Origin of the sequence: Pseudoalteromonas xiamenensis, assembly GCF_017638925.1 — a bacterium.
In the GTDB taxonomy this organism is placed as follows: Bacteria; Pseudomonadota; Gammaproteobacteria; order Enterobacterales; family Alteromonadaceae; genus Pseudoalteromonas; species Pseudoalteromonas xiamenensis.
In genome coordinates this window covers 477,972-499,330 of record NZ_CP072133.1, presented here as the reverse complement: position 1 = coordinate 499,330, position 21,359 = coordinate 477,972, and the positions used below count along the sequence as shown (strand labels likewise).

The following is a 21,359-nucleotide window of genomic DNA, read 5'->3' as shown; positions in this document are numbered from 1 at the left end:
CTCGCACACAATCAAGTATGATTCTGGACGCTAGGATTAGTGAAATGATAGTAACTCTTTTGCACTGGCCTTGGTTGTTTCACTTATTACATCCCCACCAAGCAATCGTGCGATTTCATTAACACGACCATGCTCATCCAAAATTTGCATAGAGGTATGCGTAGTCGTACCATCGCTTTGTTTAGAAACATAAAATTGATTGTGTCCGCAACTTGCGACTTGAGGTAGATGCGTCACGCAGATAACTTGGGTGGACGTACCTAGCTGTCGTAGTAACTTTCCTACTGCAGCAGCTGTTGGGCCAGAAATACCAACGTCTACTTCATCAAAAATCAACGTGGGTGTCGTCACTTTCTGCGCGATAATAACCTGAATAGCTAAACTAATCCGAGATAGTTCACCGCCCGATGCGACTTTGGCGAGCGCTTGCATAGGTTGCCCCGGATTCGTACAAACCAAAAATTCGATTTCGTCCATTCCATTCGCGCTTGGCTTGTTGTTGACCTTTCGGCCTAGTGCAATTGCAAATTTGCCGTTTGCCATTGATAGTCCAGCCATGCTTTGGGTGATTAAACTATTTAAGGCTTCTGAGGCTGTTTTGCGGCTTGCGCTTAATGCATCGGCTTCATCAAAGTAAATCTCTTTCGCTTTTTGCAATTCAATTTCGAGTACTTGAAGGCGTTCTGAGTTTGCAGTTAAACCATTTAGTTGATTTGCTAACGTGCTATGAAGATCATAAAGTGCTTCTGGGCGAACCTGATGCTTTCGAGCTAAATCCATTGCTTTGGCTAATCGAGAGTCGAGGCTCTTCTAACCGTTCTGGGTCTTGATCTAGATTATTACTATAACGTCTAATTTCTCGACTTGCTTCTTCAACTTGAACGGACGCATCTTGTAACATAGAAGCGATGGCTTCTAACGACGGGTCATAGGATGAAAGTTCATAGAACTGACTCGTTGCATGCTGTAAAAGGCCAAGTACAGTAAGGTCGTCAGATTCGTACAGGGCCTGTAATTCACGCTGGCAACTTTCTTGGATTGTTTGGCTGTGGCTTAATTTACTATGCTCATTTTCAATTTCTTCAAATTCATTTTCACCAAGTGCAAACTCATCAAGTTCCGCCACTTGGTATTCTAGCAACTGTTTTTGAGCCGAAAGTTGGGCTTGTTCTTCTTGTAAAATGGCGATTTCTTTGGTGATAGACTGAACTTGTTGATATTGATGCTTGACCGCTTTCATCAGTTGTTCGTGTCCAGCGTAAGCATCGAGTAACTCTAATTGATGATCATTCTTTAGCAATAATTGATGTGCATGTTGTCCGTGAATTGCAACCAGTAATTGGCCAAGCTCTTTAAGTTGTGCGGCTGTAACGGATGCGCCATTGATGTAGTTTTTGCTACGGCCATTTTTACTGATCACACGACGTAAGATACATTCCTCGTCGTCACTTTCCAGAAGATGTTCTTTTAAATAGTTTTGTGCACGCGGAAGTAACGACACATCGAAACAAGCTGCTATTTCCGCTTTGTCACATCCAGGTCGAATAGAATGGGCGTCTGCTCGTTCGCCAAGACACAAAGAAAGTGCATCAATGGCAATGGATTTACCTGCACCGGTTTCGCCTGTAATTGATGTCATGCCTTTGTTCCAGTCGATCACAAGGTCACTGACGATTGCATAGTTACTAATTTCAAGACTCATCAACATACTGTTTATCCATCCAGTTACATACTGATAATTTATACAGTAAAAATGAAATTAGCAAATGAATTTTGAATGAAGGATAAACTCAGATAAAGAAAAAGGTCCGATTGGACCTTTTAGTAATTTGAAAGTTCTTGCGCTTTGGTTTTTGGTGCGATGAACTCGGGTTCGTCGTCTTGCTTGTCTGGTACTTGCGTGTCTTCTAAATCTGACTCTTCTTCAGTGAGCTCCTCTGGTTGATCTGGTGTTTGTAACAGCACAATCAGGGCGGGCAAGATTTCATGGTAAAAGGCTTTGTTATAGGCAATACCTGAACTAGGTAGCTCAGCAACAAAATATTGCATTTGTGTCGCTAATGCATCCATGTTTTTTGTCACAAAGCACTTTTGCATCTCACGTACGACGGTGTTAACAAAAAGGTCTGCTACACGTTCAAGCTGATGCAAATTTTCTTCAGTGTGATGTTGAACGACGAAGAAGTTGTTCGTAATAGATTGCAATTTAGGCACATATTTAGGGCGAACGATTTTAGCTTCAACAAATTCAGCGAGCTTTGACTTAAAATGCGCGTTAATTTCTTTCACGCGTTCGTTATATGCTCTTTTTTCGGCCTCGCGGGCTTTGCGACGATTGTTTTCTATTACAACGTAAACGGCCAATAGCACAATGAGCAAAATGAGCGTCACAAGCACAAGCATGGTCATACGGCAGAAGTACCTATAAATACTACAAAAATTACAAGCTATTTTGCGCTAAAAGCGAATGGCTCGCAACAGATTAAAAGAGACGACTGCCCCAATTCAACTTTTGTCGTAACACATTGTAATAAGAATATGATTTTGGGTGAATAAGTCGTAACTTTCTGTCTGCTTTTCGTACTACAACCTCGTCACCAGGTAGGAGTGCAAGGACGACGTGGCTGTCGCAACTAACTTGCAAACTTGCCGAGTTTTCTAAACTTAATTTCAGTCGAATGGATTTATCCGCGTCAACGACCAGAGGACGGCTTGATAACGTGTGTGGAAACATTGGTACCATGGCCATCGCATTCAACTCTGGGGTCAAAATTGGCCCTCCACCAGAAAGCGAATAAGCGGTAGAGCCGGTCGGTGTGCAGACAATGAGGCCGTCAGAACGTTGGGAAAAGACAAAGTCATCGTCAATGAATGCTTCAAATTCAATCATGTGAGCGACTTTATCTGCATGTAGCACGGCTTCATTCACGGCTGCGTTTGCACTTTTAAGTTCTGCGTGTCGGTAGACTTCTACTTCTAATAAAAAACGTGATTCTTCAATGTATTCGCCTCTTAATACTTGCTCGAGGCTTGCTTCAAAGCCATCAGGATTCAAATCGGTTAAAAAACCAAGGTTACCCCGGTTTACACCGATGACCGCCACATCAAAACGTGAAAGAACGCGAGCCGCACCGAGCATATTGCCATCGCCACCAACAACGATGGCTAGGTCAGCTTGTTCGCCAAGCTCAACGAGTCCCCGCAGACAATTGTTGTCGATGTAATCTATTTGCTGTCCGACACGTTCTTCGACTAAAACCTCAAACCCTAATGCTTGCAAAAAGGTATAAAGGCGGTGTAATGTCATCGCCGCACCATCATGGTTTGGTTTACCGATAAGTCCTATCGTTTTGAAAGGGGATGTCATGATGTTCCATAATCCTAATGTGATTGTTGTAAGCGTAACCGAAATTGGTGTCTCTTGAAAATTAAAAACGTGCCCAAATAACTAGAATATGAATATTAGTCCACGTGATCAGCTTGTCTTTTCGGCAGTCATGAGCCTCTACTGTGATGGCCATGGCGTACCCGTAGCTTCATCAAAATTGGTGAAACAGACAGGCATGGCTGTTTGCTCAGCAACCGTTCGAAATGCAATGGCGCGTCTTGAAAAGGCGGGGCTGTTGTATTCCCCTCATACGTCCGCTGGACGAGTCCCTACAGAAGATGGTTTTAAGTTCTGGTTTGAGCAGTTTTTTGATTTAGGTGAACTAGGTCAATATTGGCAACCTGAGCAGTCTCAGCTCGTTGAATTCGCGCATACTTTGTCGCAAAAATATAAAGTATGCTGTTGCGTGGGATTACCCCAAGTGAGCAGTCAAACGGTCTTTCGCGTTGAGATCTTAGATTTTGATGCAGACACGTGGTTGGTCCTACTAATTGACCGTTCGGGTCAATCAAATAACATTTGTATTAATAAACCCGAGCAAAACTCCGATCAACTACGCTATCAGTTTGCAACGTGGTTAAACACGGTATTTAGCCAGCAAAGCCTCATGGAAGGTTTGCATCGAATGCGAGCAATGGCGAACACTGCTCCAGCTCAATGTAAGGTCTTACTGGCGCAGTGGACTCGTGTACTTGCTCAGCAATTAGGAAGCGATAACAGTATCGTCGTGGGTGAACGTCATCTCTACAACCAATTAGAGCTGACCAAGGAATTACAAATTGGGGTGAATCTATTGCATTGGATTGAAGACAGATTAGCCTTTAAGAATGGTGTCTCTGTGCTTCTTCCGCATGATTTACCTTATAGCGAATTTAAAGACTGTATTGTGCTTAGCGTCCCGTATTTTGCGAATTTAGAATACCAAAGCCGCTTTTGTATTATTGCGCCGAGAATAACGGCAATTGAATCTTTAATTACGGAATTTAGTGCAATTGGTGAAATAGGGGTTGAAACCCGAAAATCCATCCCCATAATTACGGCAATTGTTAGAATTGGAGAAGTTTCCCATGTCTGAACAGACAAATACAGAACAGCAAAAAGATGTTGTAGAAGAAGTTTTAGAATCAACTGAAGGTCAAGAGCCACAAACAGAACAGGTTGAGCTAAGCCCAGAAGAAGAAATTGCTGGTTTGTATGCTGAGTTAGAAGCAGCGAAGCAAACAATTAAAGATCAACAAGACAGCGTTCTTCGTGCTGCGGCAGACGTTGAAAACATGCGTCGTCGTGCTGCACAGGATGTTGAAAAAGCACAAAAGTTTGCACTCGAGAAGTTTGCAAATGAACTGTTACCGGTGCTTGATAATTTAGAGCGCGCTATTGAATTTTCAGATAAAGAAAATGACACATTAAAGCCTGTGCTTGAAGGTATCGAAATGACGCTGAAAAGTTTCACTGACGCGGTTGCTAAATTTGGCGTTGAACTTGTTAACCCTCAAGGCGAAGTGTTTAATCCGGAACTACATCAGGCGATGGCAATGCAGCCTAGCAATGATGTAACGCCAAACACTGTGCTTGCGGTAATGCAAAAAGGTTACACGTTGAACGGTCGTTTACTGCGCCCTGCGATGGTTATGGTATCGAAAGCGGCTGAGTAATTAACGTAACGCTCGGATAGATACAACAAAAAAGCACCTAAAGGGTGCTTTTTTGTTTCCATTGACAGGCCAATGTGAGTACTAATGCGCTCAACATCATAAGCGAAAAAGCACGCGCATCTTGCGGTTGAATAAACGCGAGAAGTGGGCCGACAAGCGCTCCGCTACCAAATCGCAGTGTGCCAATTACTGCGGTTGCAGTTCCTGATTTGTGTTCAAACGCAATTAAAATCAATGCATCAGCGTTACTTGCAATGACACCCAGTGCCATCATCACAGGTGCAATCGTAAGCGCTGTAGGATATAGCCCTAAATCGAAAAAACTGACCAAGTTCAAACAAATGGCGCTACACAAACCAAAAGCAAGGCTGATATAAAGCATTTTACGTGAACCAAATCGCGTCACCACGCGTGTATTGATAAAATTACCCAGTGTTAAGGCAATAACGTTAAACGCAAATAGCACACCGAACCATTTCTCAGAAACCTCAAAATGTTCAAGATAAATAAATGGAACCGAGGTTAGAAAACAAAAGAAACCAAACGACACAAGCATTGAGGTAAGAATATCAAAGCGTGCATTCTTTTCGCTAAGTACCTCTTTGTAATTATCAATAAAGAGCGCCAAACCACGTTTAGTTGAAGGTTTTCTTGGAATATCAATAAGTTTAAATTGTACTAAGACTAATGTGATGACAGCGTAGAGCGACAAGCACCAAAATATCGCGCTCCAGTGCCATTGCACCATTAAGGCAGCCCCAACGGTCGGAGCAACTAATGGCGCTATCATCATAATCATTGAAACATAAGACATTCCCTTTGCAGTATGTTCTTGATACAAATGACGTACGATGCCAGGGATCACCACCGTAGCCGCAGCTCCTGCAAATGCTTGTACACCTCGTAGTGCCCAAAAAACAGCAATATCATCAACAATAGCAAGGAGCGCTGAACTGATCGCAAAACCAGCAAGACCAAAACGAGCAAGTGTACGACGCGAATGTTGATCTGCGAGTGGTCCAAAGATAAGCATACCTAGGGCGTATCCTGCTAAGTAAATACTAAGGGAAATTTGCACATTTTCCATGCTCGTATTGAGTTCGTTGGCAATGGTAAGCATGGCAGGTAGGTACATGTCGATGGCGAGTGGTGTTATCGCTACCACCGCGGCCAGCAGTGGAAGCAAACGTTTTTGAGCCATTAAAAAATCGTCTTGAAATAGGACAGAGGGTTAGTTTAACAGGAATCGATGACAAATATCGTCGATAAACGACAACATCAGCAATAAATAGGTTGAAAGGAATGACACGGTATAATCACCTATTTGTAATTTGAGTCGTTCGTCATTTCAAGGCATTATAATCACAATAGCTCGCTTTCGAGGGAGCGATTGTGAAAGTTGTCTTAACTTAGGCCGACAAGTTTTTTCTTTGGAGAACAAGGGAACGTATATGAAAAATTGGGTATTGGGATTGTGTATCGGTGTTCTGATGTGTGGGTGTAAAACATCGCCGACGGGGCGTACGCAAATAGCGTTGTATTCTTCCACTCAAATGGCGGAACTTGGTAATGCAAGCTTTGAAGAACTGAAAAAGTCGACGCCGATAGAGAATGAACCGACGGTAAACACCTACGTCCAATGTGTAGCAAATAAAATCATAAACGAACTACCAAACGAATTGCGAAACCAGCAATGGGAAGTGGTGGTGTTCAAAGATCCTACCGCCAACGCTTTCGCTCTCCCAGGTGGTAAAATTGGTGTACATACCGGTTTGCTCGAAGTCGCAAAATCACAGCACCAGCTTGCAGCCGTTATAGGTCATGAAGTGGCTCATGTTATCGCTGAGCACGCAAACGAACGTATGTCTCAAGGTGCATTGGTTCAGACAGGTTTACAACTTGGTAGTGCCGCTCTGCAAATGGGCGAGGTGCAATACCGAGGTGAAATTATGCAAGCATTAGGACTTGGTGCGCAGCTTGGTATTGTTTTACCATTCAGTCGGAGCCATGAAAGTGAAGCCGATATTGTTGGTCTTGAATATATGGCAAAAGCAGGATTTGATCCAAATGGCGCGGTGTTACTTTGGGAGAACATGAACAAAAACGCGGGTGAACGCCAACCAGAGTTTTTGTCTACGCACCCTGCGCCTGAAAATCGGATGAGTAAGCTCAAACAAGCTTTACCAAAGGTTGCGCCATTACTAGAGCAAGCAAAAGCGGAAGGTAAACGCGCCAATTGCAAAGTGGTGTGATTTAGTTTGATTGCGTCCTAAGTAACCAAATGGTTTGCCTTGCTCGCCAAATTGACGGCAAGGCAATGCTCACTAAGTTTCAATATTGAAACGATTTCGAAAATGCCATATGGCTACGGCAGCCATTTCCACCTATAGTGGAAATAGCGATGCACAGACCATAATCAGTTTAACCAATATTTACAGTCTTGAGTCATCAAGGTTGACAAATTGAATACTGGGCTGAGCTTGGCACCATTCCCACGCCATTTTGGCTACGTTGTGGGTGCCTAGCGTGGTGTGTGCTTGCTGCCACTGTTTTAAACCTATTTCCATTATTTTATTGTCGATTTGGTCTAAGAAAGTGCCATGGGATGCTGAATAAAGCGACCGAAGCTGTTGTTGATTCTGTTCGTCAGTAACGGCAAATGCCTTAGGTTGACGTTTTACCGAACCGATAGTTTCGGCTACCAACGTGGCATCCGTAGTCATATTTGAACAGATCACCCACTGACTCCGCTTTGCTTCGCGTTCATTCTCAGGCAAATGAGCAAACGAGGGTGGACTATCTGTCCAAGGCTGTTCCAGATCCGTTGGTAGGTTATGTGCTTCGTGTTTTTCTATAGGCTCGAGTGTTTTGTTTATTCTGCGCATTTCCGCATTCATTATTTCGAGGTCTCTGACGCTTTCTGATTCTTGCGCATCATAAAGAGACCCTAGTTGCCCATTTAGTTCATCTATTTGGGCTGCAATCGAATCAAGCCTTTGCTGATCTTCTTCGCTCAGCTCATCGTTATTTTCAAGCTTAGCTTGTTCAAGATTAAGTTCCTCAAGCTGGCGTTCAACAAGTTCAATCTGTTCACTTGAATCTGGCCCAAGTTCCTCTTCGCAGATCTCTAGTTGCGTTTTACTTAGTCCCGTAATTTTTTGTATGCCAGTGAAGTAGCACGATTGAATGCTCGCAGGGTCTGCGGTAAGACATTTAGGCAGTAACGCTTTATATCCGTTCGCGATGATTTCCTCCGACTTGTTACTGCATTTAGCAAGTTGAGCAAATGTACCATCTGCACGTAACATCGCCATTTCTGTGTTAACGTTGAATTCAAGTTGTTCCGGCGTCATTCGAATGGGGCTTGATGCATTGGCTCCAAAGATACTAAGTAGTGTTAGGGAAAAAGTGGCGGCTTGAGAGTAGCTTTTCATGTTCATTTCATTCCTTTTGAACTTGCGCTGTTATGAGTTCCTGTTCTCATTTAGTTCAATTTGTCTCTCGATGAGAGGTCAATTGACTAAAGAACTGCCTATTTTTGCTCGAAAAAGCGATGTTGTTCAATATAAAAATAAACCATAGCGTTATGAACAAGGCCGAATATTCCGCCCAAGCTGGTTAATGTAAACGTTGATTAATATTTCTAACCTTCTGCAAAGCATCGTCAAATTCAAAACGTGTAATTAAGGTCTTCACAAGTTCAATTTCATCTGGGTCAATTGCGGTGATTGTGGATAATCCTTCAGCAAGGTCAAGTGCTTCTGTATTGTAATCAGCCAATGCGGTTTCGAGGTCGTCAAGAAGGGCTTTATTATTTTGTGTGGGTTGCAATGCGGGTTTTATAACGTCCACACGTTTCATTTCACTAAGCACTTCAAGCTGTGATCGTACATATGAAATAAGCGTATCGATGTCTTCAAGGCGTATTGTTTGGTCTTTAACTTCTCTTTCGAGTTTCTTACATTGCTCAGCAAGATAATGAATGGACAGGTTTGCACTTGCCCCTTTTATTGCGTGCAGCAATTGGCTTGATAAGTCGGTATCGCCAATCGAAAGAGCTTGTTGTAAATTAATCAGCTCTTCGCTTTGCTGGCGCAGAAACTTTTCAAGGATTTGAAAATAAATGTGGGGATTGCCTGCGGCTCTGTCGATACCTTCTTTTATGTTTATACCGACGAGTTCACCGATTTGTTTTTCTTCCTGTTCTTCTTCAGTAGGGGAAGCCGTTTCAGATTTTGTTACAGTGGTTTCATTTAGCTCCGATTTTCCGAGGCAATTCAAAATAGATTGCTCTAACTGCTGCAAGTCAATCGGCTTAGCAATATGTCCATTCATACCGGCAGCAAGGCACTTATCGACGTCTTCTTGCATGGCATTTGCGGTCATCGCTAAAATAGGTAAGCTTTCATGGGTCCGAACTTTACGGATTTCTTGGGTTGCGGTTAGTCCGTCTACTTCAGGCATTTGCATGTCCATCAAAACCACATCAAACGTTTGGGTGGTTACTTTTTCAATTGCCTCTCGGCCATTATTGGCTACATCAACTTTTGCACCATAGTGTTTAAGGATTTCAACCGCAATCTCTTGGTTAATAGGTTGATCTTCGGCAACGAGTATAGTTAGACCTTCAAAAAGTTTTGATTTATCAATTAAGCTTTGCGGCTCAGGTGACTTAGCTATGCCAAAACCAGTGCAGCTTACAACTGCATCATATAAGTAAGACGGTGTTGCGGGCTTAAGCACAATACAGTCAATGGCCGCCTTGTCGTTATCTTCAATATGCAGATCTCTTCCATAGGCTGTGATGAGCACGTATTTCGTGTCACGATTTTTCTGGCGTTGGTTCTTAATAAACTCGATACCGTCAACATCACGCATTTTCCAATCAATAAATGCAATATCGATATTTGATTCGTTAAGTATCCTAGATGCTTCTTGCACGTCTGTCGTACTCGAAACATATAATCCCATGGATTCGAGTAACTCATGGGTAATAGCGAGTGCTTGTACGTTATCGTCAAGAACCAATGCGTTTATGTGTTGTGTAAATCTTGCAGGTAGGACTGGCTCTGCTGTTTTATCCACAGCGTGAAGCTCGACAATGAAATAGAACTCAGAGCCTTTGCTAAGTTCACTTTCTACGTATATTTCGCCATTCATCAGCCGCACGAGTTGTTGTGAGATAGTTAAACCGAGGCCCGTACCACCGTATTTACGAGAAATCGAGGTGTCCGCTTGAGAAAAAGATTGGAACAGTGCTTTTTGCTGATCTTGACTCATGCCTATCCCTGTGTCTTTGACGCTGAAACGAACATAAGTAATTTCATTGTCTTTTTTCTCTAAATTTACGCTTAAGGTTACTGAGCCTGTATCGGTAAACTTCACGGCATTGCCAGCCAAATTAATCAGGATCTGACCTAGCCTTAGAGGATCTCCGATGTAATAGTCGGGCAACATGGGATCGAGTTCTATATGGAAATCAATGTTTTTCTCATCTGCTCTAATTTCGGTAATGCTAGATACATTTTCAATCACTCTTTTGAGCTCGAATTGGGTTCGTTCTAGGGTGAGTTTTCCTGCCTCAATTTTAGAGAAATCGAGAATGTCATTAATCAGCGATAGCAATTGCTTTGCCGCATTATTAATTTTGCTGACGTAGCCATATTGTTTATCGGACATTTGAGTTTTCAGTGCAAGGTGAGCCATTCCTAAAATGGCATTCATGGGTGTGCGGATCTCATGGCTCATATTGGCCAAAAACTCACTTTTCACTTTTGTCAGTCTATCTGCCTCTATTTTTGCATCGATGAGTTCTTGTTGCAGTTGATTACGCTCAGTCACATCTAAGAACATGCCGACGATGCCTTGAATAGCGCCATTGCCATCAAAAAACGGACCTTCAAATACAATGATGTCTCGCGGTGTGCCGGATCCATCCTGTAGATTAAGTTCATAGCGCATCTCATGACCGCTTTGCAAAATTTCAGTTTGTTTTTCAGCAAGCATACTGGCGACGTGTGGTGGGTAAACTTGATCGAGTGTTGACCCGACAATATCCATTTCAAATTGGTCGAAAAAGTCTAAAAACGCTTTATTTACACCTATAAATTGTCCTGATTTCTCGCGATAAAATGTTGGATTTGGTATCGCATTAATCATTGAATGGGTTAGTTCAAGTTGATGCGCTAAGGCTTTTTCGGTGTTTTGACGAAGCGTAGAGTTTTCATCACGCTCAATGGCGACGCTTAAATCTTTCACCACTTCTTTAATCAAGTTGATTTCAGATTGTTCAAGAATTCGCAGACTTGGAAAATAAAGCAGACAAAGCACGTTGTCGGTATTTTTTAACGCAAAGCCGTACAGCAGTTTAATTTTCAATGTTTCACTGCCGAATTTGATGTTCAGCGATTGGTTACTTGGACTGTATGTTTGATAGTTATCTTGCGTCACTGATGTTTTAAATAGAGGGTTATCAGCATCTACAAAAGGGACTTTACCTTGTCGTGCAATGACATCGAGGCTATTGTCACTGATATTCAGAATCGCGATTCCAGGCAGTCCTATATGCTTTACTAAGTAACTTAAACATAGGTCTGTATAGGTTTCTAAACTTTCAGTCGAACGAAGTTTTTCATTAAGTGCAGAGAGTAATTTTGAGTGCTGAATTTGTTGAGTGGAGTTAAAAAACATTCGTTTGACTGCTAATGCAATGGTTTTGAGGCTCTTTTGCATGAAAATCTGGAATTTCAATAAGCGTATCTTCTTTAGATTGTTTACTGATATGAACGAGAAAGCGCTGCAATGGTTTCAAATAGAATAAATACAGAAGCAGCGCGAACAACGCAAAAGCTCCTGCAAGCGCCGTGAGCGAGTAAGTTAAAGGCTGGTATTTAGCTTGTTCAGCGGACACCGCGTGTTGATTTAGCCAAGGCCAAAACACATTGCTGAGGGAAAGATACTCTCTAATAAGCAGGTCACGATTTTCGCTCTGATCTAACGCGGTTTGAGATTCGAACTTTAATACTTCGTCCAATTGAGTCTGAACTTCAGTGGGTGCCTCTAAAAAATAAAGATTGTGGTTTATGTTTTGTAACGTATGAATTCGTCTCATTTGCGCAGATTTCCACGCACTCTTATCTGAAAGTGGGGTTTCTATAAGTAAACCCAGTTGTTTATTAAGATTTTTGAGTTCGACTTCGATATTTTGCAGTTTAAGGTCTATGCTAGGAGAGGTGTTTAAGGCAGAAAACAACCAAAGAGTAGGGATTATGATGCTGACAAATAAGATAGCGGACAAGGATTTAAACGACATAACCACGGCTTATTGACCTGACTCTATAATAACCATAGTCGTTTGTGCCTTTTACTCAAGAATTTATCTGAGTCTTCACGATAAATTAGGATTGGATAAGGAGTCGAATTCGTAATGCGAGAAATCTTAATTGTTGATGATGTGCCGGAAAATCTTCAGGTCTTGCAACTTATCTTAAAACAACCTAATCATCGAGTACGTGCAGCAACGAATGCGACACTGGCACTCAAACTTGCAAAAGAACATTCACCTCATCTTATTATTACCGATATCAATATGCCTGAAGTTTCAGGGATAGAGCTATGTAAACAGCTTAAAGCAGATAAAGGTCTATGTGATATCCCCGTTATTTTTGTAAGCGCAATGACCGATACGGATAATCTGGTTGAAGCTTTTGATGTGGGCGGTGTTGACTACATTACGAAGCCTTTTAAACCCGCTGAGATTATGGCCCGTGTCAGAACGCAGTTTTCACTCTTAGATATGAAAAGTCTGCAGCTTTCTCAGGCGCTGTCCGAACGGATCCGGCAAATGGTGATGGGTATCGCGCATGAAATAAATACGCCTTTGGGAACGAGTATCACGGCAATCTCTCATTTGAATGATATGGTTGCAACGACAAAAGGGCAGTATCAAGCGCAGCGACTCAGTGCAAATGATATTGAAACGCTTTTTTCGGGCGCAGACGACTGTATAGAATTAACTGAAAGAAATTTAAAACGCGTTAAATATTGTGTTGAGGCCCTGAAATCAATATCGGTAGCGGATACACAAAGTGTAAAAGAAGCGGTTAATCTTCAGGACGTTTTAGACGGAGTCCAAGTCAAAATCAAACAGATCAAAAGCAATGTACCTTATGAATTAACTATGTCGTTACCCGATGAAATGGTTCTGATAGATAAAGAAAAACTGGAACTTGCTCTTTATCATTTGTTTATCAACTCCCTCACACACAGTGGTGTACCAGAGATTTCAATTAATATTGTTGCCTATTGTGCACAAAACCAATTACACATTGAGTTTAGTGACAATGGCAAAGGCCTACAGGGATTGAGTGTTGAGCAGTTACTGACGCCATTTGTTACAACGAAACGAGGTAACTCTGGTCACATGGGACTGGGTGCACCCATTACCTCCAGTATTATTACATCTGGATTAAAAGGTAGTCTTTCCGTGACTTCATCAAATCGAGGACTCCAATGGGCGTTTTCAATCCCATGCTCTGCAACTACTTGATCTAGGTCAATGAGGCAGCGTCACCTTTTTCGCTCATCGGACATATGTCCTTATGATTGAGGGGGCTTTTCTCTATCCTCGCCCAATTATTTAAATCACCGGCGTGTTTAGCCTAACGCTTTGTCTAAGCTTTGCTAAACTAAGCTCACGCAATCATATTCATTGGGTAGATAAAGAGATGCAAGAATTACCTACAGTTGACTATCAAGCACCAAATGCTGCTGAACAGTTCGTTGAATCACTTCGTAACACAGGTTTTGGTGTTTTGAAGAACCACCCAATCCCACAGTCACTGGTAGAATCTATCTACAAAAATTGGCAAGCCTTTTTCGATTCGGAAGAAAAGCACAACTTTTTATTTAGCAAAGAAACTCAAGATGGCTACTTTCCACCATCTGTATCAGAGGTTGCTAAAGGCTTTACAATTAAGGACATCAAAGAGTATTTCCACGTTTACCCTAAGGGTCGAGTACCAGCACAATTAGAAGAAGAAATACGCGAGTATTATCGTTTAGCAAATGAATTCGCATCAACATTGTTAAATTGGGTTCAAGAAAATGCGCCAGAAGAAGTACGTGCGAAGTTCTCAATTGATCTAAAAGATATGATTGCAAACTCAGAGCAAACTCTGCTTCGAATTCTACATTACCCACCAATGACTGGTGATGAAGAGCCTGGTGCAATTCGTGCAGCGGCGCACGGTGATATTAACCTACTCACTGTATTACCAGCAGCGAATGAGCCAGGTTTACAGGTACAACGTCAAGATGGTAGCTGGTTAGACGTTCCATGTGATTTTGGAAACCTGATCATCAATATCGGCGACATGCTTCAAGAAGCATCGGGTGGTTACTTCCCATCAACGATTCACCGAGTGATCAACCCAACGGGTAAGGCATCTGAAAAGTCTCGTATTTCACTACCTCTTTTCTTGCACCCTCGTCCGGATGTTGTGTTGTCTGAGCGTTACTCCGCAGATAGCTACCTGCAAGAGCGTCTACGCGAATTAGGCGTGAAGTAATCCGCTGAGCTGCATTACAAAATAAAAAACCAAGTCTATATGACTTGGTTTTTTATTGCCTGGTTGTTTTTCCAAGCAAGTAAATTATCCACGGTCACTCGTGCAATTTCGCTCAGCGCTTCTTGCGTAAAAAAACCTTGGTGTCCGGTCACAAGCACATTTGGAAAACTAACAAGTCGAGAAAACACATCGTCTTGCAATATTTCGCCAGAGTGGTTTTGGAAAAAGAGTTCCGATTCTTGCTCGTACACGTCTAGTCCCAAGTAGCCGAGTTTACGGCTCTTAAGTGCTCCAATGCAGGCTTTACTGTCAACCAGAGCGCCACGGCTTGTATTAATCAGCATTACGCCGTCTTTCATTTTAGCAAAAGCCGCTTCGTCGATCAGATGGTGGGTTTGTTCAGTCAAAGGGCAGTGGAGTGAAATAACGTCGCTTTGAGACAGCAACATATCTAGGTTGACTTGAGTGTAATTACCTTCGCCAACATTTGGGTCGCAAACCAACACATTCGCGCCAAACCCGTTTAATATATTTACTAACGCTTGACCTATTTTCCCACATCCAATGACGCCAATGGTTTTCTTAAATAAGTTGAATCCTAGTAAGCCATTTAAATCAAAATTGTCTTCGCGAACACGATTGTAGGCTTTATGGGTTTTCCGACTTAATGTGAGCATTAACGCAACGCAATGTTCGGCAACGGCTTCGGGGCTGTATGCAGGAACGCGTACAACCGTAATGCCGTGTGCCTTTGCGGTAGGCAAATCTACGTTGTTGAACCCAGCACAACGAAGTGCAATGCACCGAATATTCATTTCAGCAAGCGTAGTGATAACGTTCGCGTCTAGGCAATCATTTACGAAGGCGCAAATAGAGTCAAAGCCTGACGCCATAGCTACCGTTTGGTGATTTAGTTTTTCTTCAAAATAGGTGATTTCAAGCTCAGGGTTTTGCAAAGCAAATTGGTTGAAAAACGGTTTTTCATAGTTTTGCGAACTGAACAGAGCGATTTTCATTTTCTAATAAACCTTCAATGGCGCAGTGGAGAGATTCCGGTTTGGTCCTTGGCGCATAGCGAGAGACCAATTGACCCTCAGAGTTTACTAAAAACTTGGTAAAGTTCCACTTAATGGCACGGTTTTGTGCAATGCCACGAGTGTGAGCTTTCAAATAGTTAAAGAGCGGGTGTGCATCAGGTCCATTAACCAGTACCTTTTGGCATAGAGGAAAACTGACTTTGGCTTGAGAGCGATAATACTCTCTTAACATCTCACCTTCTAAAGGTTCGTTTTTACCGAATTGGTTGCACGGGAATGCAATGATCTCAAACCCTTTGCTTCGATACTTTTGATATAGTTTTTCAAGCGTGGCAAGTTGAGATGAGAAACTACATTTACTGGCAATATTAACAAAAAGTACGGTTCTTCCGGTTAATAATTTGAGTGGAAAGGTTTCACCATCAATAAGTTGAACGCTATAGCGATAAATATTGTCCATGTTGCCTTACCTCCATGCCAATGTTAACTGACTAAATATTTTCATAATTTTCAATTGCGATACCCATAAACCTTGGGTATAAAAACTCCATCTTTCGAGTGTACCAATCAAATAGGACAGTTTTATGTCAATTAAAGTAAGTTTTATCAGTCTTGGCGTTATGGGTTTTCCGATGGCGGGGCATTTACAAAAAGCAGGCTACGAAGTGACTGTTTATAACCGCACGACACAAAAGGCACAAGATTGGGTGACTCAATTTGGAGGACAGTATGCGACTACCCCAAAAGCCGCAGTAACTGGCAGTGAAATAGTCTTTATGTGTGTTGGAAACGATGATGATTTACGCTCGGTGGTTTATGGCGAGGACGGTGTCTTAGCAGGCATGAGTGCTGGCAGTGTATTAATCGACCATACCACAACATCGGCGAAAGTCGCGCGCGAAGTAGGTGAACGCTGTACTGCTTTAGATATAGCGTTTTTGGACGCGCCTGTGTCAGGGGGACAAGCTGGGGCCGAGAATGGTGTACTGACGATAATGGTTGGTGGTGAGGAAAAGACATTTGCCAAAGTTCAACCAGTAATGAACGCATTCGCTCGTTTTAGCCAATTGTTGAACTCGATTGGTTCAGGCCAACTGTGTAAAATGGTAAATCAGATTTGTATCGCGGGTGTAGTACAAGGACTTGCTGAGGGGTTACATTTTGCTAAGAAAGCGGGTCTTGATGGAGAGAAAGTCATTGAAACTATCTCAAAAGGAGCTGCAGGCTCTTGGCAAATGGAGAATCGTTATAAAACGATGTTAGCGGGTGAATATGAGTTTGGTTTCGCAGTAGATTGGATGCGAAAAGATCTCGGTATTGCACTTGATGAGGCGCGTTCAAATGGTGCAACGTTGTCTCTCACCGCTTTGGTTGATCAATATTATTCGGACGTACAGTCTATTGGTGGCGGACGCTTTGATACATCGAGCCTATTGGCAAGACTCGATGCAATTCATGAGAAAAAATAGGTAGTTATTTTTCCATTCATTAAAGGCTTTGTGCGTAGTGGTATAAAGCCTTTAAAATTTTTAAATTTCGTTCATTCCCATCATGTTGATGTACTAAATTCTCAAGCGTGAGCATGAAATCTTCTGCATTGATACTCGGATTGTCAGTGCCATTGAGTAATTTGTCTTGGCAATATTTTCGCCATTTCTCTAATTCTTCTGGTGAGAGTGTCTCTGGCCAGTTTCTTGCCCGATATCGGAAAAGGAGGGTTGCGTATTTAGCGTCATCAAAATGCAATGCTAAGTTGCCTAATTGGTCTGGCGTACAATCACGGATCACCGCAAATTTGGACTTGTCAGCATGACTCGCAAAACCTTGATAAAGTTGGTAGTCAACATTTGACGCTGCTTCAAAGCTTTCGCCATCTGCAAATACGGCGGCAACTTTTTCTCGAAGCTCAGGGTGATTCTTAAGAACAGCAAGGTTTGCTAAACACTGCTCACGATTGATATCGAGACGGGCTGCATTCTCTGGCAGCAGCGTTTTAGCTGGTGCAAGCACTGGACATTTGTTCAAATGCACGAGTTTCAGACCGATGGGATGTTCGTCATCTTTAAGTTCAGAACGCTTGGTGTATAGTCGTTGCCTAATTTCTTCAACACTCAGCTCAATCAATGGCGTTGGATCAAAAGCAAGGTTGAACGCAACAACCGCATTTTTATTGACAGGGTGAAAACTCATTGGCGCAATCCAAGTTGTACAACCCTGTAACGCACTTATTTTGGACGATGTGTGCACAAGAGGTGTCATGTTAAACACGTCAACTAAATTCGATAGCGCTTTTTTGTTGCGGTTCATTAGGAAAAAGTCGAACAATTTTGGTTGCTTTTGGCGAAGCAATTTAGCCAGCTCAATTGTTGCAATGACATCACTAAGCGCATCGTGAGCTTGTCCATGCTCGATGTTGTTGGCTTTGGTTAAATGTTCGAGTTTAAAACTAGGAGAACCATCTTCTTTTTCTGGCCACTCAATGCCCTCTGGTCTTAACGCATAACAAGCCCGAACAACATCGATTAAATCCCAGCGACTATTGCCATTTTGCCACTCTCGCTCATAAGGATCGTAGAAATTACGATACAAGGTATAGCGTGTTAATTCATCATCAAAACGAATGTTGTTATAGCCGACAACACAGGTGTTGGGCTTGCTAAATTCTTCATGAATACGTGCGATAAACTCAGCTTCAACAAGCCCTTTGCTATTAGCCAGTTGAGGTGTAATCCCTGTTATTAGGCATGCTTCAGGGTGAGGTAGATAATCCGGTGCTTGCTTGCAGTAAATAATTAATGGCTCGCCAATAATATTGAATTGGCTATCAGTGCGAACACCTGCAAACTGACTTGGTCTATCTTTTTGGGGGTGGCACCAAAAGACTCAAAATCGTACCAATAAAAAGTAGCTTGGTTTTCGTAATTCATTCAAATAACTTAAAATTTAATAGTGCTCAACGCAGTCATAGAAAGATTATCGCACAGAGCCTACAGCAAGTAAAAAAGCGAACTTGACGAAATGATATTGATGGCAAAAGCTTAACAGAAATGTTGAGATGATCATTTGAAAGCGATATTAAGCGTAATGTTTCTGGTGCTATCGTTTCCGCTCCTAGCGAAACCGATAGTAACGCTTTACGTATACCATATGAAAGCTCCATACATTGTCGACCTGAGCGAACAAACGGGACTTTATTTTGATGTGGCAGATGTGTTTAACCGTTACCAGCATCAAGTTACCTTCCAAACTCACTTTTTACCTCGCAAACGACTTGATAAAAGCGTGGAAGACGCGTCACTTGATGGTTTAGTGATGGGGGTGAATCCAATTTGGTTTGGTGACCTAAAACATGAAAAATATCTTTGGACGTCGCCGATTTTTGAGGATACTGACGATTTTGTGTCGTTCCATAAAATACCTTTCGAATACGAAGGTGAAACATCACTTCATCAAAAAACGATAGGCGGCATATTAGGTTATAAGTATTTCGGCGTAGATGAATTGGCTGCTAAAGATTTACTCACGCGTGTCAATACGAATGAAGAAATACACCTTTTAGACATGTTGTTAAAGCAACGCCTAGATGTCGCTATAGTTAGCCGAAGTACACGGCAATATTTAGAAGCCAAGAATCATTGGCTTGGATTGTTTCATGTTTCAGAAATACCGCATGACCGATATACACGTCATATCATGGCGCTAAGATCTCGGAATGACGAATTTGAAATCGTCGCCAAGCTTCTAGAAAACGAGCAGGTTAGGCGAGAACTAAACCTGCTGTCCTATAAATATCAATCACCATGATGGCGAAGAAGGGGGAAAGGTGTTGCAATAACAGCCTACCATTCACCTGTATTTTTCATCGATACCCATGGCTCTAGAGGTTCTAATGCGCCGTCTTTTTGTAGCAGTTCAATAGATATATTGTCAGGTGAACGAACAAAGGCCATATGGCCGTCGCGAGGAGGTCGGTTTATTGTTACGCCATTGTCCAACAGAAACTGACAGGTTTTGTAGATGTCGTCGACTTCGAAGGCGAGATGCCCAAAATTACGTCCACCAGTATAGGCTTCAGTATCCCAGTTATAAGTCAATTCAATGGTAGGCGCACCAGTTGCTTGAGCTTCTGCTTCTTGTTCAGGCGCAGCAAGATAAACTAGCGTAAAACGTCCAGCTTCATAGTCTTTTTGCTTAACTACTTTTAAACCTAGCAAATCACGGTAGAAGCGTAACGACGCGTCCAAATCTTTTACCCGAACCATCGTGTGTAAATATTTCATTTCTATTTTCCTTGCGCATTGATGTGTCAAAACAATGGGGGCAAAAGAAAAGAAAACAAGTTTGCTCGTGGCTAATCGAGGAAGGACGATTTACGCACTGCAAGTTAAATGGTTGCGAACTTCCGATTCTGAGCTTTACTTAAGTAGACGAAAATTGGGACGTTTTTACCTATGGTCGAAAATGAGCGAGTAATTGATAGCGTTACAAATATTGTGGCTTGTTTAAACACCAGCGATTCTATTCAGCGGTTTTTGTTGGATATCCACTGTATTTTACAAAAGATAACCTACGCCGATAATTTTTATGTCGTTTTGTTTAAAGAAAATGGGCGACTATCTTTTCCTTATTTTCATGACGTTATGGATGATATCCGAGCAGAAGAATTGGATGACGTTCCCGTTGAGGAAATCGGCAAGTCACTTACGGCCTATGCGCTAAATTGCCGGCGCGTATGTAACTACTCGGAGGACGAAATAAAATCCTTAATTGAGCGTGGCGTTTTGAAAGTACTAGGCACCGTCCCTAAACAGTGGCTGTGTTTCCCGCTGATCAATCGTCAAAGTTTTATGGGGGCATTCATCATTCAATCCTATCGTCGAGAAGATGAATACTCAGGCATGATAATCGATGTACTCTATGCGATCAGTCATGTCATTTCGTCTGCGCTTGATGCGTTTAACAATCAGCAAGCGCTTGTGCAGGCAAATGCGTCATTGAAGGCATACAAAAAGGAACTTGAGTCTAGAGTTCAGGAGCGTACTCAGGAGCTTGAAAAAAGCCTAACTGAACTGCGTACTGAAATGACAAAAAGTGAATCATTGCAAGCTAAGCTTGAATTCGAAGCGCTTCACGATAGCCTAACAGGGCTTACTAATCGTAAGTATCTTTTTCGAGAGCTGGAACGCTTGTCCTCTAAATCGACACGTACCGATGTCAAAGTATTTGTTATTTATATAGATTTGGATGATTTTAAACCGATTAACGACAACTATGGTCATCACAGTGGAGATGAAGTGCTTGTCGAAGTTGCAAATCGACTCACGGCGAGTGTTCGTGAATACGATACTGTTTCTCGTCTTGGAGGAGATGAATTTGTCATATTGATTGACGATGGATTGACAGAGTTAGATTTAGAAATACTAGCGTCAAGAATATTAAATGCGATAAAAGAACCCATTCTACTTAGCAATGGTGATTCAGTAGCGTGCGGGGCAAGCATAGGCATTTCTTCAAACGCTGAGAGTGTATTCAATGCAGAAACGCTTTTGGTTAAAGCGGATGTAAATTTGTACGAGGCGAAGTCAATAGGCAAAAATCAATTTGTTATTGCCTGAACGCGTAACACTGGGCGACAATTTGTTACTTAGTTGCGGTTTTATTCGTCAAATTAACGAGATAGGTAATCCTATTTGCCATTTGTAAAATATCG

17 protein-coding genes and 2 pseudogenes are annotated in these 21,359 nt (G+C 42.2%); 8 read left to right on the top strand and 11 right to left on the bottom strand.

Features of this window, described 5'->3' with window-relative positions:
• Positions 1–36 precede the first annotated feature (36 nt).
• The 3 genes and pseudogenes from recN to nadK form a co-directional block, all read right to left on the bottom strand.
• A pseudogene (gene recN / locus J5O05_RS02515) lies at positions 37–1,708 on the bottom strand (DNA repair protein RecN).
• A gap of 113 nt (positions 1,709–1,821) precedes the next feature.
• Entirely contained in the window at positions 1,822–2,409 is a 588-nt protein-coding gene (locus tag J5O05_RS02510) for a hypothetical protein (protein ID WP_208843467.1), read from the bottom strand.
• A gap of 73 nt (positions 2,410–2,482) precedes the next feature.
• Positions 2,483–3,367 (bottom strand): NAD(+) kinase, encoded by an 885-nt coding sequence (gene nadK / locus J5O05_RS02505; RefSeq protein WP_208843466.1) that lies wholly within the window; start codon positions 3,365–3,367, stop codon positions 2,483–2,485.
• Positions 3,368–3,455: 88 nt separating this feature from the next.
• Here nadK and J5O05_RS02500 point away from each other — a divergent pair, with 88 nt between their 5' ends.
• Both J5O05_RS02500 and grpE read left to right on the top strand, forming a co-directional pair.
• A complete protein-coding gene (locus J5O05_RS02500) occupies positions 3,456–4,463 on the top strand; it encodes an HrcA family transcriptional regulator (RefSeq protein ID WP_208843465.1) in 1,008 nt (335 codons plus the stop codon).
• The gene (gene grpE / locus J5O05_RS02495) at positions 4,456–5,043 is read left to right on the top strand and encodes a nucleotide exchange factor GrpE (protein ID WP_208843464.1); all 588 of its coding nucleotides are present in this window, start codon (positions 4,456–4,458) and stop codon (positions 5,041–5,043) included. Before J5O05_RS02500 ends, grpE begins: the two co-directional genes overlap by 8 nt.
• A gap of 37 nt (positions 5,044–5,080) precedes the next feature.
• On the opposite strand, the gene J5O05_RS02490 is transcribed toward grpE, so the two are convergent.
• Positions 5,081–6,244, bottom strand: a complete 1,164-nt coding sequence (locus J5O05_RS02490; protein ID WP_208843463.1) for a Bcr/CflA family multidrug efflux MFS transporter — start codon at positions 6,242–6,244, stop codon at positions 5,081–5,083.
• Between the two features lie 250 nt (positions 6,245–6,494).
• Here J5O05_RS02490 and J5O05_RS02485 point away from each other — a divergent pair, with 250 nt between their 5' ends.
• Complete coding sequence (locus tag J5O05_RS02485; RefSeq protein ID WP_208843462.1) at positions 6,495–7,295, top strand: M48 family metallopeptidase; 801 nt, start codon at positions 6,495–6,497, stop codon at positions 7,293–7,295.
• 180 nt (positions 7,296–7,475) lie between these two features.
• Here J5O05_RS02485 and J5O05_RS02480 read toward each other — a convergent pair whose 3' ends face one another.
• From J5O05_RS02480 to J5O05_RS02470, 3 genes are all read right to left on the bottom strand, one after another.
• Positions 7,476–8,477, bottom strand: a complete 1,002-nt coding sequence (locus J5O05_RS02480; protein ID WP_208843461.1) for a hypothetical protein — start codon at positions 8,475–8,477, stop codon at positions 7,476–7,478.
• Between the two features lie 184 nt (positions 8,478–8,661).
• Positions 8,662–11,733, bottom strand: coding sequence for a PAS domain-containing hybrid sensor histidine kinase/response regulator (locus J5O05_RS02475; protein WP_208843460.1), 3,072 nt, complete (start codon positions 11,731–11,733; stop codon positions 8,662–8,664).
• Complete coding sequence (locus J5O05_RS02470) at positions 11,723–12,355, bottom strand: hypothetical protein (RefSeq protein ID WP_208843459.1); 633 nt, start codon at positions 12,353–12,355, stop codon at positions 11,723–11,725. Before J5O05_RS02470 ends, J5O05_RS02475 begins: the two co-directional genes overlap by 11 nt.
• A gap of 114 nt (positions 12,356–12,469) precedes the next feature.
• Here J5O05_RS02470 and J5O05_RS02465 point away from each other — a divergent pair, with 114 nt between their 5' ends.
• Together J5O05_RS02465 and J5O05_RS02460 are read left to right on the top strand one after the other, a co-directional pair.
• Entirely contained in the window at positions 12,470–13,591 is a 1,122-nt protein-coding gene (locus tag J5O05_RS02465) for a response regulator (protein ID WP_208843458.1), read from the top strand.
• Between the two features lie 178 nt (positions 13,592–13,769).
• A complete protein-coding gene (locus tag J5O05_RS02460; RefSeq protein WP_208843457.1) occupies positions 13,770–14,612 on the top strand; it encodes an isopenicillin N synthase family dioxygenase in 843 nt (280 codons plus the stop codon).
• Between the two features lie 35 nt (positions 14,613–14,647).
• Here the strand turns inward: J5O05_RS02460 and J5O05_RS02455 are convergent, their stop codons facing one another.
• A complete protein-coding gene (locus J5O05_RS02455; RefSeq protein WP_208843456.1) occupies positions 14,648–15,628 on the bottom strand; it encodes a 2-hydroxyacid dehydrogenase in 981 nt (326 codons plus the stop codon).
• A complete protein-coding gene (locus J5O05_RS02450) occupies positions 15,594–16,109 on the bottom strand; it encodes a glutathione peroxidase (protein ID WP_208843455.1) in 516 nt (171 codons plus the stop codon). Before J5O05_RS02450 ends, J5O05_RS02455 begins: the two co-directional genes overlap by 35 nt.
• A 124-nt stretch (positions 16,110–16,233) precedes the next feature.
• On the opposite strand from J5O05_RS02450, the gene J5O05_RS02445 reads away from it, so the two are divergent.
• On the top strand, positions 16,234–17,118 hold the full coding sequence (locus J5O05_RS02445; protein WP_208843454.1) for an NAD(P)-dependent oxidoreductase: 885 nt from the start codon (positions 16,234–16,236) through the stop codon (positions 17,116–17,118).
• A gap of 19 nt (positions 17,119–17,137) precedes the next feature.
• Here the strand turns inward: J5O05_RS02445 and sbcB are convergent.
• Positions 17,138–18,576, bottom strand: a pseudogene (gene sbcB / locus J5O05_RS02440) (exodeoxyribonuclease I).
• A gap of 220 nt (positions 18,577–18,796) precedes the next feature.
• Between sbcB and J5O05_RS02435 the strand changes: the two are divergent.
• The gene (locus J5O05_RS02435) at positions 18,797–19,453 is read left to right on the top strand and encodes an ABC transporter substrate-binding protein (protein WP_208843453.1); all 657 of its coding nucleotides are present in this window, start codon (positions 18,797–18,799) and stop codon (positions 19,451–19,453) included.
• A 35-nt stretch (positions 19,454–19,488) separates the two neighbouring features.
• On the opposite strand, the gene gloA is transcribed toward J5O05_RS02435, so the two are convergent.
• Positions 19,489–19,929 (bottom strand): lactoylglutathione lyase, encoded by a 441-nt coding sequence (gene gloA / locus J5O05_RS02430; protein WP_208843452.1) that lies wholly within the window; start codon positions 19,927–19,929, stop codon positions 19,489–19,491.
• Between the two features lie 171 nt (positions 19,930–20,100).
• On the opposite strand from gloA, the gene J5O05_RS02425 reads away from it, so the two are divergent.
• Positions 20,101–21,264 (top strand): GGDEF domain-containing protein, encoded by a 1,164-nt coding sequence (locus tag J5O05_RS02425; protein WP_208843451.1) that lies wholly within the window; start codon positions 20,101–20,103, stop codon positions 21,262–21,264.
• Positions 21,265–21,359 lie beyond the last annotated feature (95 nt).

Excerpts from the sequence above, each read along its gene's own strand:
- J5O05_RS02500 (WP_208843465.1), top strand. The coding sequence starts at position 3,456 with ATGAATATTAGTCCACGTGATCAGCTTGTCTTTTCGGCAGTCATGAGC.
- J5O05_RS02460 (WP_208843457.1), top strand. The coding sequence starts at position 13,770 with ATGCAAGAATTACCTACAGTTGACTATCAAGCACCAAATGCTGCTGAA.
- J5O05_RS02485 (WP_208843462.1), top strand. The coding sequence starts at position 6,495 with ATGAAAAATTGGGTATTGGGATTGTGTATCGGTGTTCTGATGTGTGGG.
- J5O05_RS02490 (WP_208843463.1), bottom strand. The coding sequence starts at position 6,244 with ATGGCTCAAAAACGTTTGCTTCCACTGCTGGCCGCGGTGGTAGCGATA.
- gloA (WP_208843452.1), bottom strand. The coding sequence starts at position 19,929 with ATGAAATATTTACACACGATGGTTCGGGTAAAAGATTTGGACGCGTCG.
- J5O05_RS02435 (WP_208843453.1), top strand. The coding sequence starts at position 18,797 with ATGAAAGCTCCATACATTGTCGACCTGAGCGAACAAACGGGACTTTAT.
- grpE (WP_208843464.1), top strand. The coding sequence starts at position 4,456 with ATGTCTGAACAGACAAATACAGAACAGCAAAAAGATGTTGTAGAAGAA.
- J5O05_RS02445 (WP_208843454.1), top strand. The coding sequence starts at position 16,234 with ATGTCAATTAAAGTAAGTTTTATCAGTCTTGGCGTTATGGGTTTTCCG.
- J5O05_RS02425 (WP_208843451.1), top strand. The coding sequence starts at position 20,101 with ATGGTCGAAAATGAGCGAGTAATTGATAGCGTTACAAATATTGTGGCT.
- J5O05_RS02455 (WP_208843456.1), bottom strand. The coding sequence starts at position 15,628 with ATGAAAATCGCTCTGTTCAGTTCGCAAAACTATGAAAAACCGTTTTTC.
- J5O05_RS02475 (WP_208843460.1), bottom strand. The coding sequence starts at position 11,733 with ATGTTTTTTAACTCCACTCAACAAATTCAGCACTCAAAATTACTCTCT.
- J5O05_RS02470 (WP_208843459.1), bottom strand. The coding sequence starts at position 12,355 with ATGTCGTTTAAATCCTTGTCCGCTATCTTATTTGTCAGCATCATAATC.
- nadK (WP_208843466.1), bottom strand. The coding sequence starts at position 3,367 with ATGACATCCCCTTTCAAAACGATAGGACTTATCGGTAAACCAAACCAT.
- J5O05_RS02465 (WP_208843458.1), top strand. The coding sequence starts at position 12,470 with ATGCGAGAAATCTTAATTGTTGATGATGTGCCGGAAAATCTTCAGGTC.
- J5O05_RS02480 (WP_208843461.1), bottom strand. The coding sequence starts at position 8,477 with ATGAAAAGCTACTCTCAAGCCGCCACTTTTTCCCTAACACTACTTAGT.
- J5O05_RS02450 (WP_208843455.1), bottom strand. The coding sequence starts at position 16,109 with ATGGACAATATTTATCGCTATAGCGTTCAACTTATTGATGGTGAAACC.
- J5O05_RS02510 (WP_208843467.1), bottom strand. The coding sequence starts at position 2,409 with ATGACCATGCTTGTGCTTGTGACGCTCATTTTGCTCATTGTGCTATTG.